Below are 16,526 nucleotides of genomic sequence, written 5' to 3' on the forward strand. Positions count from 1 at the left end.
CGACATTTTTGCTTGTTTATCAAACCCGCGCGGGTAAGATTAACGGCTTAGTCTGCCATGGTGGGCCACTCATGCCCGGGCCAGACCCCTAGTGTTGCAAATAGCGCTGCAAGAACAAGCTGGAGACAATATTTCGATGACGCACGCATCCGTAGTAGATGTGCTGACCGGTAAGTATGCGGTTGGCACCACCCAGACAGTGAAAGGGTGGATCCGGACCCGCCGCGATTCCAAGGCGGGGATCTCATTTTTGGCCATATCCGATGGCTCCTGTTTCCATCCGGTACAGGCCGTCGTTCCCAATACCCTGGCCAATTACGAGAATGAAGTGCTGCGTCTGACCACCGCCTGCTCAGTGGAAGTGACCGGTGTGGTCGTGGCTTCCCAGGGCAGCGGCCAGGCCTTCGAGCTGCAGGCCTCCGACGTCAAGGTCGTGGGCTGGGTCGAAGACCCGGACACCTACCCCATGTCTGCCAAGCGCCACAGCATCGAATACCTGCGCGAGCAGGGTCACCTGCGTGCCCGTACCAACGTGGTCGGCGCCGTGACCCGGGTGCGCAACTGCCTGGCCCAGGCCATTCACCGCTTCTTCCACGAAGAAGGTTATCTGTGGATTGCCGCGCCGCTCATCACCGCCTCCGACACCGAAGGGGCCGGCGAGATGTTCCGCGTCTCCACCCTGGACATGGAAAACCTGCCGCGCACCCCCGAAGGCAAGGTGGATTACGACAAGGACTTCTTCGGCAAGGAGACCTTCCTGACCGTCTCCGGCCAGCTCAACGTCGAGACCTATGCCTGCGCGCTGTCCAAGGTCTACACCTTCGGGCCGACCTTCCGCGCCGAAAACTCCAACACCAGCCGCCATCTGGCCGAGTTCTGGATGGTGGAGCCGGAAGTTGCCTTCGCCAACCTGGAAGACAACGCCGCCCTGGCCGAAGCCATGCTGAAGTACGTCTTCAACGCCGTGCTGACCGAGCGCCGCGACGATCTGGAGTTCTTCGCCCAGCACATCGACAAGGATGCCATCGACCGTCTGGAGCGCTTTGTCGCCTCCGACTTCGCCCAGATTGACTACACCGACGCCATCGAAGTGCTGAAGAACTGCGGCAAGAAGTTCGAGTTCCCGGTCTCCTGGGGTATCGATCTCTCCTCCGAGCACGAGCGCTATCTGGCCGAGGAGCACTTCAAGTCTCCTGTGGTGGTGAAGAACTACCCGAAAGACATCAAGGCCTTCTACATGCGCCTCAACGACGACGGCAAGACCGTCGCCGCCATGGACGTGCTGGCCCCGGGGATCGGCGAGATCATCGGTGGCTCCCAGCGTGAGGAGCGTCTCGAGGTGCTGGATGCCCGTCTGGCCGAGATGGGCCTGAACAAGGAAGATTACTGGTGGTATCGCGACCTGCGTCGCTACGGCACGGTGCCGCACTCCGGCTTCGGCCTGGGCTTCGAGCGCCTGGTGGTCTATGTGACCGGCATGGGCAACGTGCGCGACGTCATCCCCTTCCCGCGTACCCCTCGCACCGCCGAGTTCTAATCGCGGACAGCACGCGAATCGCAAAAAGCCGACCCTGTGGTCGGCTTTTTTATTTCCTGCTCTCCCGGCAAGGATGATCTCCTCCTTTCATCCTGATCTCGAATAAATCCCCCCCTTCCCCTGCCTGTCATTCCCACTCCCCCTGTTCAAGGGCATATCCATAGTTTTTATGCACTTAAATCGGAAAAGGGTCTGTTATTGAACCACCTCAATTTTTTACCCCTTTAGGGGTGCCAGAATACCCACTAACCCTTTAGGGGCAAATAACCACAACAGATGCTCCCGGGCCCCAGGGCCAGTGCGGACATGGATTCAATCACACGAGGTAATGGAATGATCTTGATGGAATTTTTGGTGGTGCTCGGCTGCTTGCTGCTGGGTACCCGCTTTGGGGGCATGGGACTGGGTCTCATCAGCGGCATAGGTCTGTTCCTGCTGACCTTCGTGTTCGGTCTGGTGCCGGGGGAGCCGCCTGTTCAGGTGATGCTGACCATACTGGCGGTGATCGGCTGCGCCGCCACCCTGCAGACCGCCGGTGGCCTCAACCTGATGATGCAGGTGGCCGAGCGCCTGCTGCGCCGCCACCCCCAGTACATCACCCTGCTGGCGCCGCTCACCACCTGGACCCTCACCTTCCTGTGCGGTACCGGCCACGTGGTCTACACCATGTTCCCCATCATCGCCGACATAGCGCTGCAGAAGAACATCCGTCCCGAGCGCCCCATGGCGGTGGCATCCGTTGCCTCCCAGATGGCGATCTGCGCCTCCCCGGTCTCCGTTGCCGTGGTCTCCATGGTCTCCATTCTGGCGGCCGGTCACGGCATAGGTCAGGCCTACGGCCTGCTCGACATCCTGATGATCGCCATCCCCTCCTCTCTCACGGGTGTGGTCATGGCGGCTCTGTGGAGCCTGCGCCGCGGCAAGGATCTGGACAAGGACGAAGAGTTCCAGGCCAAGATCCAGGATCCGGAGCAGCGCGCCTTCGTCTACGGCGGCGGTGAAACCCTGCTCAACACCAAGTTCCCGAAAGAGGCCTACTGGTCTACCTGGATCTTCTTCGCCGCCATCGCCGCCGTGGTCTTGCTCGGTGCCAACGAAGGTCTGCGTCCTGTGTTCACCATCAAGGACAAGACGGGCCCCCTCTCCATGAACCTGGTGATCCAGATGATGATGCTGATCGCCGGCGCCATCATCCTGATGCGCTGCAAGGTCAAGCCGGGCGACATCTCCAACGGTGCCGTCTTCAAGGCCGGCATGGTCGCCATCTTCTCCGTGTTCGGGGTTGCCTGGATGAGCGAGACCTTCTTCCAGGCCCACATGCCGCTGCTCAAAGAGACCCTGGCCCACGTGGTACAGGCCCAGCCCTGGACCTATGCCCTGGTGCTCTTCCTCATCTCCAAGCTGGTGAACAGCCAGGCCGCCGCGCTCACCGCCATCGCCCCCATGGGTCTGGCGCTCGGAGTGGAGCCGAAACTGCTGATCGCCTTCCTGCCGGCGAGCTACGGCTACTTCGTGCTGCCGACCTACCCGAGCGATCTGGCCTGTATCGGTTTCGACCGCTCCGGCACCACCCGCATCGGCAAGTTCATCATCAACCACAGCTTCATCATTCCTGGGCTGATCGGGGTCAGCAGCTCCTGCGCCCTGGGATATGTGCTGACCACCATCTTGCTGTGATCCAGACGGCGTTCGCCACGTCATCCCCAACGGGCCCCTTCGCGGGCCCGTTGCCTTTCCCCCCTCCCGCTTTGCCAAGCGCCCGCCGGCTCGGTAGCATGCCTCATCTTTCATGATTGGAATCAATCCCCATGTCTCGCGTCATCCTGCTCTGGAGCGGTGGCAAAGATGCCATGCTGGCCCTCTGTCATGCCCGCAATGCAGGTCACCAGGTGGTGGCCCTGGCCACCTTCGCCCCCCCTGAGCCCCGTTTTCTCGCTCACCCCTTGCCGCTGGTGCGCCGTCAGGCGGCGGCCCTCGAGCTGCCCCATCTGCTGGTCACCATAGAGACGCCGTTCGAGCAGAGCTATGAGACGGCGCTGAGCCGCCTGCAGCAGGAGTGGAAACTCGACGGAGTAGTGACCGGCGATATCGACAGCGTGGGGGGCGCGCCAAACTGGATCCGCGAGCGCAGCCAACCGCTCGGGCTCGCCGTCCATACCCCGCTCTGGCAGCAATCTCGCGAGGCGCTGCTGGCGGATATGCTGGCGCGTGGCATCGTCGCCCACCTCTCCTGCGTCGATACCCGGGTGCTGGCGCCGGAATGGGCCGGGCGAGTGCTGGATGCGGCCACCCTGACCGAGTTGCAGCAACTGGCCGAGCGTGAAGGGTTCGATGCCTGCGGCGAGCAGGGGGAGTATCACACCATGGTGACCGACGGCCCGGGCTTTGCCGCCCCGCTGCGCCTCGATGGCTGGCAGGTGGCGCGCCAGGATCATCTGGCCTATCTGCTGGAGGACGAGGGGTGACGCCTCACTAAGGCGGCACATAAAAACGGGAGGCGATGGCCTCCCGTTTTGCTTGCCTTTCACACCGACCTATCTGGCCAGCTTGCCCAGCACCCGCTGCAGCAGGCGAATGCGCGGCGCTATGCTGTCGAGCAGCAGGAACTCGGCCTCCGAGTGGAAGCCGCCCCCCATGGGGCCGAAGCCATCCAGGGACGGCACACCCGCGGCGGCGGTGAAGTTGGCATCCGAGCCGCCCCCCGCCTCCAGCCAGTTGAAGGGGATCCCCTCCTGCGCTGCGGCCGCCTCCACCAGCGCCATCAGGGCCCGGGTGTCCTCACTCGGGCGCATCGCCGGCTTGAAGCTCTGGCGATCCACCTCGACCCGGCAACCGGCAAGGAAAGGATTCTTGGCCATGAAGCTGAGCCGGTCATGCACCGCCTGCGCCTCCTCGTTACTCCAGAAGCGCAGGTCGACGATCGCCTCGGCGAAGTCCGGCACCACGTTGACGCCGGTGCCCCCCTGCACCACCCCCACGTTCATGGTGGTGCCCGTCTCCAGGTTGACCTGCTCGTTGATGGCCAGCACCCAATGGGCGAGCTCGGTAATGGCGGAGATACCCTCGGCCAGGGCAGAGCCCGCATGGGAGGCCTTGCCGTGGAAGCGGATGCGGTACTTGGCGTTGCCCTTGCGGGCGCTGATGAGGGAGCCATCGGGGCGCGCCGCCTCGGCCACCAGCACGCAGCCACTCTGCTTGGCTCGCTCGACCAGCCAATCCTTCGACCAGGGGGAGCCAATCTCCTCGTCGCAGTTGCAGCAGACCAGCACCTTGAGCTTGGCCAGCACGGCCGGGTCCATCCCCTTCAAGGCATACCAGGTGGAGAGCAGGCCGCTCTTCATGTCAGAGACGCCGGGGCCGAAGGCCTGATTGCCTTCGACTGTCAGCGGGCGTTTGGCCGCCGTCCCCTCGGGGAAGACGGTGTCCATGTGGCCCACCAGCATCACGTCGTAGTGATCGGAACCCGGTGCATTGGTTGCCTCGAGGCAGGGACCGCACTCGGCGGCGAACTGGTGGCGGGTCACCTGCCAGCCGATGGCCTCATATTTCTCGGTCATGATGTCGGCCACTGTCGCCACCCCTGCCGGGGTGCGGGTGCCGCAATCGAGGTTGATGAGGGGGGCCAGATCCGCCAGATAGGCGTCCAGAGAAAAAGCGTTATGAGAGTCTGTCATTGTCATCTCCTTGGACGGGAGGGCGCACCTCCCGCCCGACGGCCGAATGAAAGGGGCGGACGGCTCGTGCCATCCGCCCCGCCATTACATAAACAGCAGATAGTTGAGCAGCAGCGCCGTCACCAGGGCTCCGGCCATGGGTACGCAGGTGCGCTTGACCACCACGAAGGGGGAGACCTTGGCGATGCCCGCGCAGGCGATGAGCACCGCCGCTATGGGGGAGACGGTGCGGCCTATGCTGGAGGCGAGCTGCATCGGCAGCAGCATGGTCACCGCCGGCACGCCGAACTTGGCCGCCACCGCGGGGGCCAGGGTGGAGAAGCTCAGGAAGGCCGCGTTGCCTGAGCCCATGATGACGGCCGCCACCATGATGAGCCCCACCATCACCAGGGTCATCAGGCCGCTGCCGATCCCGGCATTGCTGGCAGAGTGCAGCAGGGTGTCGATGGCGCCTATGGCCTTGAGGGACTCGGCAAACAGCTCGGCACAGACGATGAGCGCCACCACGGGGCCAAACACCTTGCCCATGCCGTCGAGGAAGCTCGACAGTCCGGCCATGGCGGTGCGCACCGAGCGGGTGCGCAACAGCTCGCACAGCATGCCGATGAAGACCGACAGCAGCATGGCCACCTCCACGCTGACGCTGATGGTGGTCACCAGGAGCTTGGAGAAGGTCATCATCAGCACGAAGGGGATGATGGGCAGCAGGGCATACCAGGTCGGTGCTGGCACCTCCTCCTTCCCCTGCTCGTCCAGCTCGGCCGGATCGCCCCGGTGCAGGGCGGGATCCCAGCCATCCTGGCGATCGCAGTGACGCTGCCAGAAGAAGTGCAGCACCATGGTCACCAGCAGCATGGGAGCCACCAGCCAGATCTGGTAGTCGACGAAGTAGCTGGTCGGATCCATGCCGGACTGACCGGCGGAGAAGATGGCGTTGGTCTGGGTCGGACCGATCTCGAACGCCTGGGAGGTGGCGATGACGCCGCAGGCCGACGCCGGGCTGATGCCGAGGTTGCGCATCACAGGGTACATGGTGACCATCAAGAGCAGGCCTAGGCCGGTGGCGGAGGTGACGAACAGCGACACGAACACCGCCACCAAATAGCAGATGGCCAGCATCAGGTAGCTGGACCGGATGCCCGCCACCGGCTTGACCGCCACCCGCACCAGGGACTGGGAGGCGCCGATATGGGACATGTAGGTGGCAAAGCCCGCCACCGCCATGATGGTGAGGCCGAGCCCCGCCGCCCGGTAGGAGAAGATCCCCTTGAACACCTCGAACAGGTCGAACAGGGCGAACCCCGTGCTCTTGTCGGCAGGCAGAATGGGGTGCAACCCCAGCCAGTAGGCCACCGCGAAGATGGCCATGCCTGCCAGCGCCAGCACCGCCTGCGGGTTGTAATCCTTGACGATGCCGTAGACCACGGCCATCAGCACGAGCAAGACGAATAAGAGTTCCAAAGTGCGCTCCTGATAAGATTATCGAGGATCGAAATCTAGTGGCGAGTTCCTCCTTTTCCCTTGATCCCTATCAATAAAAGTGGCTTGAATGAAAAAAGGCAGCATTAAATTTTGATAAATCAAATAAATTTGGTACATCAATCCAGTCACGACGCACTAGAATGCCCTGCATGAGATCCTGGCCAACAACCTCCACTTTTTTTGCGTTGGATCAACGCCCGTCAGGGGTGAACTGGCCAAGATGCCCGTCGATACAGAGCGACCATTTCGCACCGGAGAGAGTTATGACAAGCCAAGCCACCGCAGGTGTCTCTACCTGCGACTACAAGCTGTGGGACATCCTCGTCGAGTCTGCAAAGGAACGCACCACCATTCGTTATTCCAAGCTGGCCAGGCAGGCCGGGCTGGAACAGTGCCAGGATGAGCTGCGCACCCTGCTGCAACGCATCCGCATGTACTGCACCGAAAACAACCTGCCGATCCTCTCCGCCATAGTGGTGGACGACGTGGGCAAATACACCGGCCTCTCCTCCAGCCTGCCGGATGCGCCCTGGGAGCGGGCCCGGGTCTTCGACCACCAGTGGACCACCCTGCACTGATAGCACCCTTCCCCCAAGACGCGCCCCAGGCGCGTTTTGGCTATCTGGCCCCTCGCTTTTTCCCCCCTCCCCGCTGGTAAAACCAGCCAGCCCGGCCATGAGCGTTGCCATGGCTGGGCCACAATGCCAGAATCGGGCCCTTGCATGATTTCACGTTCGGATTTCAGGGCCCCGGGCCCGCAGATATAGGATCTCCCATGGCCACCACCCTCTATGGCATCAAGAACTGCGACACCATCAAGAAGGCCCGCAAGTGGCTGGACGAGGCTGGCATCGACTATCGCTTTCACGATCACAGGGCCGACGGCCTCGAGCCTGCCCGGCTGGACGGCTGGCTGGCCCAGCTGGGCTGGGAAGCCCTGCTCAACACCCGAGGCACCACCTTCCGCGCCCTGCCGGAGGAGGCCAAGCAAGGGCTGGACAGCGCCAAAGCCCGCGCCCTGCTGCTGGAGCACCCCGCCATGATCAAGCGCCCGCTGCTGGACCGCGATGGCGAGCTGACCCTGGGGTTCAAGGCAGACCACTACCAATCCCTCTTTTCTCGTTAAACATTTCTGTTAAGGAACGCCGATGTCGGATGTCATCGCACTGGCCAAGGATCTGATCCGCCGCCCCTCAGTTACCCCGCTGGACGAAGGGTGCCAGACCCTGATGGCGGAGCGCCTCGCGCGCCTCGGGTTCGTCATCGAGCCCATGGTGTTCGAAGACACCACCAACCTCTGGGCCCGCCGTGGCAGCGAGGGGCCACTGTTCTGCTTCGCCGGCCACACCGACGTGGTGCCCGCCGGCCCGCTGGAGAAGTGGCACACGCCGCCGTTCGAGCCGACCATCAAGGACGGCATGCTCCATGGCCGCGGCGCCGCCGACATGAAGGGGTCCCTCGCCGCCATGGTGGTGGCCACCGAGCGCTTCGTGGCCCAGCATCCGGACCACAAGGGCTCCATCGCCTTCCTCATCACCTCGGATGAAGAGGGCCCCTTCATCAACGGCACGGTGCGCGTCATCGACACCCTGGAGGCCCGCCACGAGAAGATCCGCTGGTGCATCGTCGGCGAGCCCTCCTCCACCAGCCTGGTGGGGGACGTGGTGAAGAACGGCCGCCGCGGCTCCATCACCGGCGATCTGCTGGTTCGCGGGGTACAGGGCCACGTGGCTTACCCTCACCTGGCGGACAACCCCATCCACAAGGCGGCGCCGGCCCTGGCTGAACTCGCCGCCACCGTCTGGGACGAGGGCAACGCCTACTTCCCCCCCACCAGCTTCCAGATAGCCAACATCCAGGCTGGCACCGGTGCCTCCAACGTCATCCCCGGCGAGCTGCAGGTGCAGTTCAACTTCCGTTTCAGTACAGAGCTCACCGATCTCGACATCCGCGAGCGGGTCGAGGCGCTGCTGACCCGTCACGGTCTGGACTTCGAGCTGAAGTGGACCCTCTCAGGCCAGCCCTTCCTGACCGACACCGGCGCCCTGCTGGAGGCCACAGTTGCCGCCGTAGCGGCGGTCAACGGTCAGCAACCGGCCCTGCTCACCACGGGGGGAACGTCCGACGGGCGCTTTATCGCGCCCACCGGCGCTGAAGTCATCGAGCTGGGCCCGGTCAACGCCACCATCCACAAGGTGAACGAGTGCGTGAAGGCGGAGGATCTGGATCTGCTGGCGGACATGTACCAAGGGGTGCTGGAGCACTTGCTGGCATGACCCAGGATCAACTGCTTGGGCTCGACGAGAGCCACCTCATCCTGGTGGGGCGCGGCCCCCACCGTCTGACCGCCGCCACCGCGGCGGCCTTCAACGACATGCAGGTGGCGGCCGCCCATGAGGGGTTCAACCTGCAGGCCGCTTCCAGCTGGCGCAGCTTCGAGCGCCAGCTCGCCATCTGGAATGGCAAGTGGCGCGGGGAGCGGCCCCTGCTGGATGCGAACAACCAGCCGCTGGATGCGCTGCAACTGGGCGAGACCGAACGGCTGCACGCCATACTGCGCTGGAGCGCCCTGCCGGGCACCAGCCGCCACCACTGGGGCACGGATCTCGACATCTATGATCCCGACTGCCTGCCCGCAGGTACCAGGCTGGCGCTGGAGCCCTGGGAGTACGAGGCGGGAGGCTGGTTTGCCGATCTCGGCGAGTGGCTCGGGGATCACATGAACGACTTCGGTTTCTTCCTGCCCTATGCCAAACAACTGGACGCGGTCCAGGGGGTCGCCTACGAGCCCTGGCACATCAGCTTCGCCCTGGAGTCCGCTGAACAGCGGCTGGATCCGGATGCACTGGCGCTTTGCCTGCAACAGGCGGATATTGAAGGCAAGGCGTGCATACTGTCCCATCTCGACGAGATCCTGGCCCGTTATGTCACTGCCGGTCACACCGAAAGGAGAATCTGATGAGTCTGTGGTTATGGATAGGCCTGCCGCTGCTGTTTCTGCTCGGCCTGTTTCTCAATGCCATCAAGGACATGAAACAGCTCGAAAAGCAGTTGCCGAAATACAGGGACAAGATCCGGGAAGTCAAGGACGACGAGGACGACTGATCTCTTCGCAGGAGCCTGATGGCGCTCCTGTTTCCTTGCCGGGCTCGATGCCAGCCTGCTGGCACTTCGGTTTCGCCCCCTGAAAATGGGCACGATTGCCACCCTGCCCTCTTCGCTCCCTCTTTAGCCTCGCGCCCGCTGCTTAAAACAGCACAACAACCGCAAAAACTGCAAATCGATGCACAATTAAGCCACACAAAGGGTGCACCCGTATATAATGCGCCTGTTTTGCCGTCCGCTATAAGGAGCTTCGCCATTGGATGCCACCACCATCAACAGTTTCTTTTTTATCGGTGCCTTGTTGGTGGGAGCCAGTGTCCTGTTAAGTGCGCTCTCGTCCCGGGTCGGCATCCCCATCCTGGTCATCTTCCTCGCCGTCGGCATGCTGGCCGGTGAGGATGGCCCCGGCGGCATCCACTTCGCCGACTACTCTGTCGCCTACCTGGTGGGCAACCTGGCGCTCGCCATCATTCTGCTGGATGGCGGCATGCGCACCCGGGTCTCCTCCTTTCGGGTCGCACTCTGGCCCGCCCTGTCGCTCGCCACCGTCGGGGTGGCCATCACCACAGGCCTGACGGGTCTTGCCGCCGCCTGGCTGTTTGATCTGAACCTGATGCAGGGGATGCTGATCGGCGCCATCGTCGGCTCCACCGATGCGGCGGCTGTGTTCTCCCTGCTCGGCGGGCGCAGCCTCAACGAGCGGGTCAGCGCCACCCTGGAGATAGAGTCCGGCAGCAACGACCCCATGGCGGTCTTTCTCACCGTCACCCTGATAGAGGTGCTGGCCACCGCCCAGCAGGGGCTGGACGCCGGCTTCCTGCTGCTGCAACTCATCAAGCAGTTTGGCCTGGGCGCCGGCATAGGCCTAGCCGGGGGCTGGCTGCTGTGGCGGCTCATCAACACGGCCCGCCTGGCCCCCGGGCTCTATCCGCTGCTCACCGTCAGCGGCGGCCTGCTCATCTTCGCCCTCACCACGGCGGTGGGGGGCAGCGGCATCCTCGCCATCTACCTCACCGGCCTGTTGCTCGGCAACCTCTCCCTGCGCAGCCGCAGCACCACCTTGTCGGTGCTGGACGGCCTGACCTGGCTCAGCCAGATCGGCATGTTCCTGGTGCTGGGGCTGCTCGCCACCCCGAGCAATCTGCTGCCCATCGCCGTGCCGGCGCTGGCGCTGGCCATGTGGATGATACTCTTTGCCCGCCCGGTATCGGTCTGGATAGGCCTGCTGCCGTTCAAGAACTTCGCCCCCCGGGAGCGCTGGTTCATCTCCTGGGTCGGCCTGCGTGGCGCCGTGCCCATCATACTGGCGGTCTTCCCCATGATGGCGGGGCTGCCCAACGCCCAGCTCTACTTCAATGTCGCCTTCTTCGTGGTGCTGGTCTCCCTCATCCTGCAGGGCAGCTCGCTGCCGCTGGCCTCAAGGCTGGCGCGGGTGGAGGTGCCGGCGCCGCCGTCCCCCATCAACCGCTCCGGGCTCGAGATCGATCTCGACAGCCAGTGGGAGACCTTCGTCTATCGCCTGAGCGCCGAGAAGTGGTGCATCGGCTCGCCCCTGCGGGAGCTGCGCATGCCCCAGGGCACCCGCATCTGCGCCCTGTTCCGCGGCCAGGAGCTGCTGCACCCCTCGGGCAGTACCTGCCTGCAGTCGGACGACATCCTCTGCGTCATCGGCCACGAGCGCGATCTGCCCGCCCTCGGCCAGCTGTTCAGCCAGGCGCCTGAGCAGGATCTGGGCCCGCGCTTCTTCGGTGACTTCCTGCTGGAGGCGACCGCCAGGCTGGTGGATCTCGCCCCGCTCTACGGGCTGGATGTGAGCGAGGTGGCGGATCAGACCCTGGGCGATTTCATTGCCCATCAGTTGGGCGATAATCTGGTAGTGGGTGACCACGTCGCCTGGCAGGGCCTGCTCTGGACGGTGGCGGAGATGGAAGAGGGTGAGCCTCGCAAGATAGGGGTACGCTTCCTGGAAGAAGATCCGGTCTAGGACGCAAGCCGGACCCTGTTCAATACACATACTCGGCGCCCGTTCCCGCCAAGACGGTGAACCGGCGCCCGGCGAGAAGGGAGTGACCCATGCCTTATCAAACCCAGTTGTCTGGTCTCTATCCTCCCTCCCCCCGACTGGGGCTGATCGAGGGTTTCTTCGGCAAGGGCTGGAGCTGGGAGGCCCGCGCCCGCTACGCCCAGTGGCTGCCCCGCCATGGCTACGGCTTCTACCTCTATGCCCCCAAGGAAGACGGCTACCTGCGCAAGCACTGGGCCGAGCCCTGGCCGAGGGAGCAGCTCGACCACCTGCGCCAGCTGGCCCGGCAGTGCCGGGAGAACGGCCTCGCCTTCGGTGTGGGGTTGAGCCCCATGGGCGCCCATCACGACTACGCCCACAAGCGCCCGGCCCTGCTCGAGAAGGTGCGCCTCATCGAGGAGGCGCTCCAGCCCGACATATTGGCTGTGCTGTTTGACGACATGAAGGGGGATACCCCGGACCTCGCCCACTGGCAGCTCACCATAGCCCACGACATCGCGGCCCACACCAGTGCCAGCCGTCTCATCTTCTGCCCCAGCTACTACTCGACGGATCCCGTGCTGGAGAAGGTGTTCGGCGCCATGCCCCCCCACTATCTGACGGATCTGGGCCAGGGGCTGGACAAGCGCTTCGACATCTTCTGGACCGGCCCCAGGGTCTGCTCCACCGAGTACCCGGCCGCCCACCTCAGGCAGGCCGCCGACTGGCTGCACCGCAAGCCGTTCCTGTGGGACAACTACCCGGTCAACGACGGCAGCAAGGCGAGCAGCTTCCTGCACCTGCGCGCCTTCGAGCACCGCCCGGCAGAGCTCGCGGATCTCACCGCCGGTCATGCGGTCAATCCCATGAAGCAGGCGGCGCTCTCTGTGCTGCCGCTCGCCACCCTGCCCATGAGTTACCGGCTCGGCCGCCAGTACGATCCGGATCAGGCGCTGCACGCCTCCCTCAACGCCACCTGCGGGCCGCAGATCTCCGCCATGATAGAGGCCGACCTGCCGCTGTTTCAGGACATAGGGCTGGCCCAGCTGACACCTGAGCAGGTGACTCACCTCAAGGCCCGCTACCTGCCATTCCAGGATCAGGGCTGCGTCGCCGAGATCCTGCGCTGGCTGGACGGCGAATACGTGTTCGATCCCGACTGCCTCACCGACTGACCCCGGCCGTCAGCCGCCCACGAAAAAGGCCACCTCCCGGCAGGGAGGTGGCCTTTTTCATTCCTATCCCCTCAGCCGAAGGCCAGCCAGACGCCCACAAACAGCATGAGCGAGCCGGCGATGCGGTTCATCAGGGTGACGTTGCCGCTCTTGGCGAGGAAGTGACGCAGGGTGCGGCCACCGCTCGCATAGAGCAGCAGGCAGGAGAACTCGATGACTAGGATGAGCACCACCAGGGCGCTGATCTGGGGGGCCATCGGCTTGGCCGCATTGATGAAGGGGGGCAGCAGGGAGACCATGAAGGCCCACCCCTTGGGATTGGCGATGGCGGTGACGAAGCCTTGCAGCGCCAGCCCGAGCGGCTTGGTCTCCTGGCCGGCGGAGAGATCCGCCGGAATCGCCATCTTGCCCTTGGCCTGCCACATCTGGATGCCGAGCCAGACCAGATAGGCGCCGCCCACGTACTTGAAGGCCGAGAACAGGGCCGGGTAGTTGAGCATGACGGCCGCCACCCCGACCACAGAGAGCACGGAGACCAGGCCGACGCCGATGAGCTCCCCCCACATCATGTGCAGGGTGCGGCGCACCCCCAGACTCATGCCCAGGGTCATCGCCAGGGTCATGCACATGCCGGGGGTCACGGAGACAAAGAAAAACGTGGGAATAAAGAGTGCCAAGATGGCGGGATCAATCCAGTGAGACACACTACACCTCCAGGTAACAAGCAGTCGATCTTGCCTATCACACTCTTTTAACACAAGAAAAACCTTTGCGTTCAGCAAGAATTCAGCATTAAAAACCCTGTGACAAGAGTTGTCGCGCCTGTGTAAGATGCCGCCTCACTCCTCTTTTGGGTTAGGATCTTTCATGTCTTTGAATAATCTGTCCATTCGTCTGCAAGTTCTCATTCCACTACTGCTCGCCAGCCTGCTGATGCTGCTCATGGCCGTGATCAGCAAGCAGGAGATAGACGGTGCCATCAAGGACATGAACGATACCACCGCCAGCGTCACCCGCCACAAGGACGACATCGCCGCCCTGATCCACGCCACCTACCGGCTGCGTACCAACGCCATCTACGGCCTCTATGATCAGGCGCGCTTCGCCCAGTTGCCGAGCCAGCTCTCCGCCGCCGAGCAGGAGATAGGCACCATATTGTCGCGGCTGGTGATCCCGGGGGCCGAGCAGGACAACGGCCAGGTGGCCGCGGCCCTGCAGGCCTATCTCGGCCATACCCGCAGCAACATGCTGCCGCTGCTGGCCGCCAAGCACGCAGGCAGTGGCGAGCCCGCCGGCTATGAACAGTCCCGGCTGCGCTTTCGCGAGCTGGGGGAGCAGCTCATCAAGCAGATTGACACCCTCTCTGCCCACATCAATCAGCTGATCCAGCAGGAGATAGCCCAGGAGCAGGCCCACTACCATGCCACCCTGCTGCAGACCCTGCTGCTGATGGGGGCCACCCTGGTCGCGGCGCTCTGCGGCGGCTGGTGGCTCTCCGGTCGCATCGTCCAGCCCATAGGCCAGTTGCAGGAGGTGATGCACGCCGTCGCCCTCGGTCGCTTCAACGTGCGCGCCAAGGCCGAAGGCAACAACGAGCTGGGCCAGCTGGCCAAGGACATCAACCAGACCCTGAGCCAGCTTGGCAGCACTATCCATGCCCTGACCGGCATCAGCGGCAACGTGGCCTCCGCCGCCACCGAGCTGGCCGCCGTCATGACCCAGTCCGAGGCCAACGCCCAGCAGCAGCGCAGCGAGACCGAGCAGGTGGCCTCCGCCGTCACCGAGCTGGCCAGCACAGCGGACAACGTCAACCACAACGCCGCCCTGGCCGATGAGCTGGCGCGGGACGCCAACCGCCGGGTCGAGCAGGGACTGGCGCTGTTTGCCGAGAGCATCCAGGCCAATGGTCGCATGACGGGCAGCCTGGAGAACGCCGCCACCGTGGTCGCGCGGCTCAAGTCCCAGTCCGAGCAGATCGGCAAGGTGATAGAGGTGATCCAGAGCATCTCGGAGCAGACCAACCTGCTGGCGCTCAACGCCGCCATCGAGGCCGCCCGCGCCGGTGAAACCGGCCGAGGCTTTGCGGTGGTGGCCGACGAGGTGCGCCTGCTGGCGGCGCGGACCCAGGACTCCACCAAGGAGATCCAGGTCATCATAGAGCAGTTGCAGAGTCAGTCCCTCTCCGCCAACAGCGGCGTGCAGGAGACCCTGGAGATCCTGGGCCACAACCAGCGCCTCTCCGCCGAGGTGCAGGCGCTGCTGGGGGGCATCACGGAGGCGGTCAACCAGATCAATGGCGCCAATGCCCAGGTGGCCACCGCCGCCGAGGAGCAATCCTGTGTCACCGCCGACATCAGCCGCAACATCACCAACATCCACGAGATAGTGAACCAGAACGTGGCCGGCATCAGCCAGAGCGCCGCCGCCAGTCACGAACTGTCACAGCTCGCCGAGCAGCAGCGCAGGCAGCTCGCCCAGTTCCAGCTGTAATACTCCCCTCTCGTTGACAGACTCCGGGCCCCGCCCCGGGGTCTGCCCCCTCGTGTTTAAAACGGCTTTTTGCCCACAAGGCGCCATTAGGGGCTGGGCTGCATCCGCAAATATGGGTATGGTAGAGGCACGTCATTCCCCCTCACCCAGAGAACACCATGAGCCTGAAGTTCAAGAAACCCGCTTTTATCACGCTGGGCCTCGTCGCCCTGCTCTCCGCGCTCTGGCTCGATTTCTATCTGCCGGAACACACCATAGCCACCATCACGGGGGTCGAGGTGAAGCGCACCGACAAGGATGGTCCCATCAGCCAGAAGAACCCGGCCGATGGCCCCATCACCGACGTCTATTACATCTACACCGAGCGTCCCGGCGAGAAGATCCGGGTGTTCCGCAATGAAGATACCGGCTGGGGCTGGCCCTTCTACTTCAAGTTCAATGCCGCCGACGTCCAGGCCAAGGCCAAGTCCATGGAGTTCGAGAAGCGCCTGGCCATCATCACCTCCTACGGCTGGCGGGTTAACATGTTCTCCCTCTTCCCCAACGTCACCAAGATAGAGAGCACCCAGCCCGATGCCTCCACCTGGAGCTTCTTCCGCTGGTTCTGGTTCGGCGTCTGGGCATTGGTGATGGGCAAGGCCGCCATCGCCACCTGGCGCTACTTCGACCGTCTCGAGGACGAGATATGAGGAGCACACCGGCATCAGGCGGAGACGGGCAATGAGCGAACCGAGCAAGACCCGCACCAGCTTCTATCGCCGCCTCTACGTGGCTCACCTCATCAGCCAGGGCACGGACACGGTGCCCGCCATCATGGCCGCCACCGGCATGCCCAGGCGCACCGCCCAGGATACCCTGAGCGCCCTGGCCGAACTCGATATCAGCTGCGCCTTCGAGCAGACCGAGGGGGCTCGCCACCTGCAGGGCCACTACCGCATCAGCGACTGGGGGCCCATCAATCCTGACTGGATCAAGGCCCAATTGCCGGTCATCAAGGGGACGTTGGGATATCCCTGAACAGGGATGACCAGGGGATCAACCAATCCGGCGTGGATAACGAC

The 16,526-nt window shown here is 63.8% G+C and carries 16 protein-coding genes; 13 read left to right on the forward strand and 3 right to left on the reverse strand.

Features of this window, described 5'->3' with window-relative positions; genetic code table 11:
• The first annotated feature begins 136 nt into the window (after positions 1 to 136).
• From asnS to ACWPWQ_RS10735, 3 genes are all read left to right on the forward strand, one after another.
• Positions 137 to 1,537 (forward strand): asparagine--tRNA ligase, encoded by a 1,401-nt coding sequence (gene asnS / locus ACWPWQ_RS10725; RefSeq protein ID WP_139435166.1) that lies wholly within the window; start codon positions 137 to 139, stop codon positions 1,535 to 1,537.
• Between the two features lie 333 nt (positions 1,538 to 1,870).
• Positions 1,871 to 3,214, forward strand: a complete 1,344-nt coding sequence (locus ACWPWQ_RS10730) for an anaerobic C4-dicarboxylate transporter (RefSeq protein ID WP_454009754.1) — start codon at positions 1,871 to 1,873, stop codon at positions 3,212 to 3,214.
• Between the two features lie 131 nt (positions 3,215 to 3,345).
• A complete protein-coding gene (locus ACWPWQ_RS10735) occupies positions 3,346 to 4,002 on the forward strand; it encodes a Dph6-related ATP pyrophosphatase (RefSeq protein WP_454009755.1) in 657 nt (218 codons plus the stop codon).
• A gap of 69 nt (positions 4,003 to 4,071) precedes the next feature.
• Here ACWPWQ_RS10735 and ACWPWQ_RS10740 read toward each other — a convergent pair whose 3' ends face one another.
• Together ACWPWQ_RS10740 and dcuC are read right to left on the reverse strand one after the other, a co-directional pair.
• Entirely contained in the window at positions 4,072 to 5,211 is a 1,140-nt protein-coding gene (locus tag ACWPWQ_RS10740) for a M20 family metallopeptidase (RefSeq protein ID WP_454009756.1), read from the reverse strand.
• A gap of 84 nt (positions 5,212 to 5,295) precedes the next feature.
• Complete coding sequence (gene dcuC / locus ACWPWQ_RS10745; protein ID WP_139435179.1) at positions 5,296 to 6,672, reverse strand: C4-dicarboxylate transporter DcuC; 1,377 nt, start codon at positions 6,670 to 6,672, stop codon at positions 5,296 to 5,298.
• 284 nt (positions 6,673 to 6,956) lie between these two features.
• Here dcuC and ACWPWQ_RS10750 point away from each other — a divergent pair, with 284 nt between their 5' ends.
• From ACWPWQ_RS10750 to ACWPWQ_RS10780, 7 genes are all read left to right on the forward strand, one after another.
• The gene (locus tag ACWPWQ_RS10750) at positions 6,957 to 7,271 is read left to right on the forward strand and encodes a hypothetical protein (RefSeq protein WP_162519153.1); all 315 of its coding nucleotides are present in this window, start codon (positions 6,957 to 6,959) and stop codon (positions 7,269 to 7,271) included.
• A 197-nt stretch (positions 7,272 to 7,468) separates the two neighbouring features.
• A complete protein-coding gene (locus tag ACWPWQ_RS10755) occupies positions 7,469 to 7,819 on the forward strand; it encodes an ArsC family reductase (protein WP_404838055.1) in 351 nt (116 codons plus the stop codon).
• Positions 7,820 to 7,841: 22 nt separating this feature from the next.
• A complete protein-coding gene (gene dapE, locus ACWPWQ_RS10760; RefSeq protein ID WP_454009757.1) occupies positions 7,842 to 8,969 on the forward strand; it encodes a succinyl-diaminopimelate desuccinylase in 1,128 nt (375 codons plus the stop codon).
• Positions 8,966 to 9,652 (forward strand): M15 family metallopeptidase, encoded by a 687-nt coding sequence (locus tag ACWPWQ_RS10765; protein ID WP_265437405.1) that lies wholly within the window; start codon positions 8,966 to 8,968, stop codon positions 9,650 to 9,652. Before dapE ends, ACWPWQ_RS10765 begins: the two co-directional genes overlap by 4 nt.
• Positions 9,652 to 9,798 (forward strand): hypothetical protein, encoded by a 147-nt coding sequence (locus ACWPWQ_RS10770; RefSeq protein ID WP_005325762.1) that lies wholly within the window; start codon positions 9,652 to 9,654, stop codon positions 9,796 to 9,798. Before ACWPWQ_RS10765 ends, ACWPWQ_RS10770 begins: the two co-directional genes overlap by 1 nt.
• A gap of 256 nt (positions 9,799 to 10,054) precedes the next feature.
• A complete protein-coding gene (locus ACWPWQ_RS10775; RefSeq protein ID WP_139435189.1) occupies positions 10,055 to 11,782 on the forward strand; it encodes a potassium/proton antiporter in 1,728 nt (575 codons plus the stop codon).
• An 89-nt stretch (positions 11,783 to 11,871) separates the two neighbouring features.
• On the forward strand, positions 11,872 to 12,975 hold the full coding sequence (locus ACWPWQ_RS10780) for a beta-N-acetylglucosaminidase domain-containing protein (RefSeq protein ID WP_454009758.1): 1,104 nt from the start codon (positions 11,872 to 11,874) through the stop codon (positions 12,973 to 12,975).
• Between the two features lie 71 nt (positions 12,976 to 13,046).
• Here the strand turns inward: ACWPWQ_RS10780 and ACWPWQ_RS10785 are convergent, their stop codons facing one another.
• Entirely contained in the window at positions 13,047 to 13,679 is a 633-nt protein-coding gene (locus ACWPWQ_RS10785; RefSeq protein WP_139435193.1) for a LysE family translocator, read from the reverse strand.
• Positions 13,680 to 13,842: 163 nt separating this feature from the next.
• On the opposite strand from ACWPWQ_RS10785, the gene ACWPWQ_RS10790 reads away from it, so the two are divergent.
• From ACWPWQ_RS10790 to ACWPWQ_RS10800, 3 genes are all read left to right on the forward strand, one after another.
• Positions 13,843 to 15,465 carry a methyl-accepting chemotaxis protein gene (locus tag ACWPWQ_RS10790; protein WP_265436750.1) on the forward strand — a complete coding sequence of 541 codons (1,623 nt, stop codon included), beginning with the start codon at positions 13,843 to 13,845 and terminating at the stop codon, positions 15,463 to 15,465.
• Positions 15,466 to 15,623: 158 nt separating this feature from the next.
• A complete protein-coding gene (locus tag ACWPWQ_RS10795; protein WP_139435198.1) occupies positions 15,624 to 16,154 on the forward strand; it encodes a DUF1523 family protein in 531 nt (176 codons plus the stop codon).
• A gap of 31 nt (positions 16,155 to 16,185) precedes the next feature.
• Positions 16,186 to 16,482, forward strand: coding sequence for a winged helix-turn-helix domain-containing protein (locus ACWPWQ_RS10800; RefSeq protein WP_202046376.1), 297 nt, complete (start codon positions 16,186 to 16,188; stop codon positions 16,480 to 16,482).
• The last annotated feature ends 44 nt before the right edge of the window (positions 16,483 to 16,526 follow it).

This window comes from Aeromonas sp. Marseille-Q7275 (assembly GCF_965119515.1).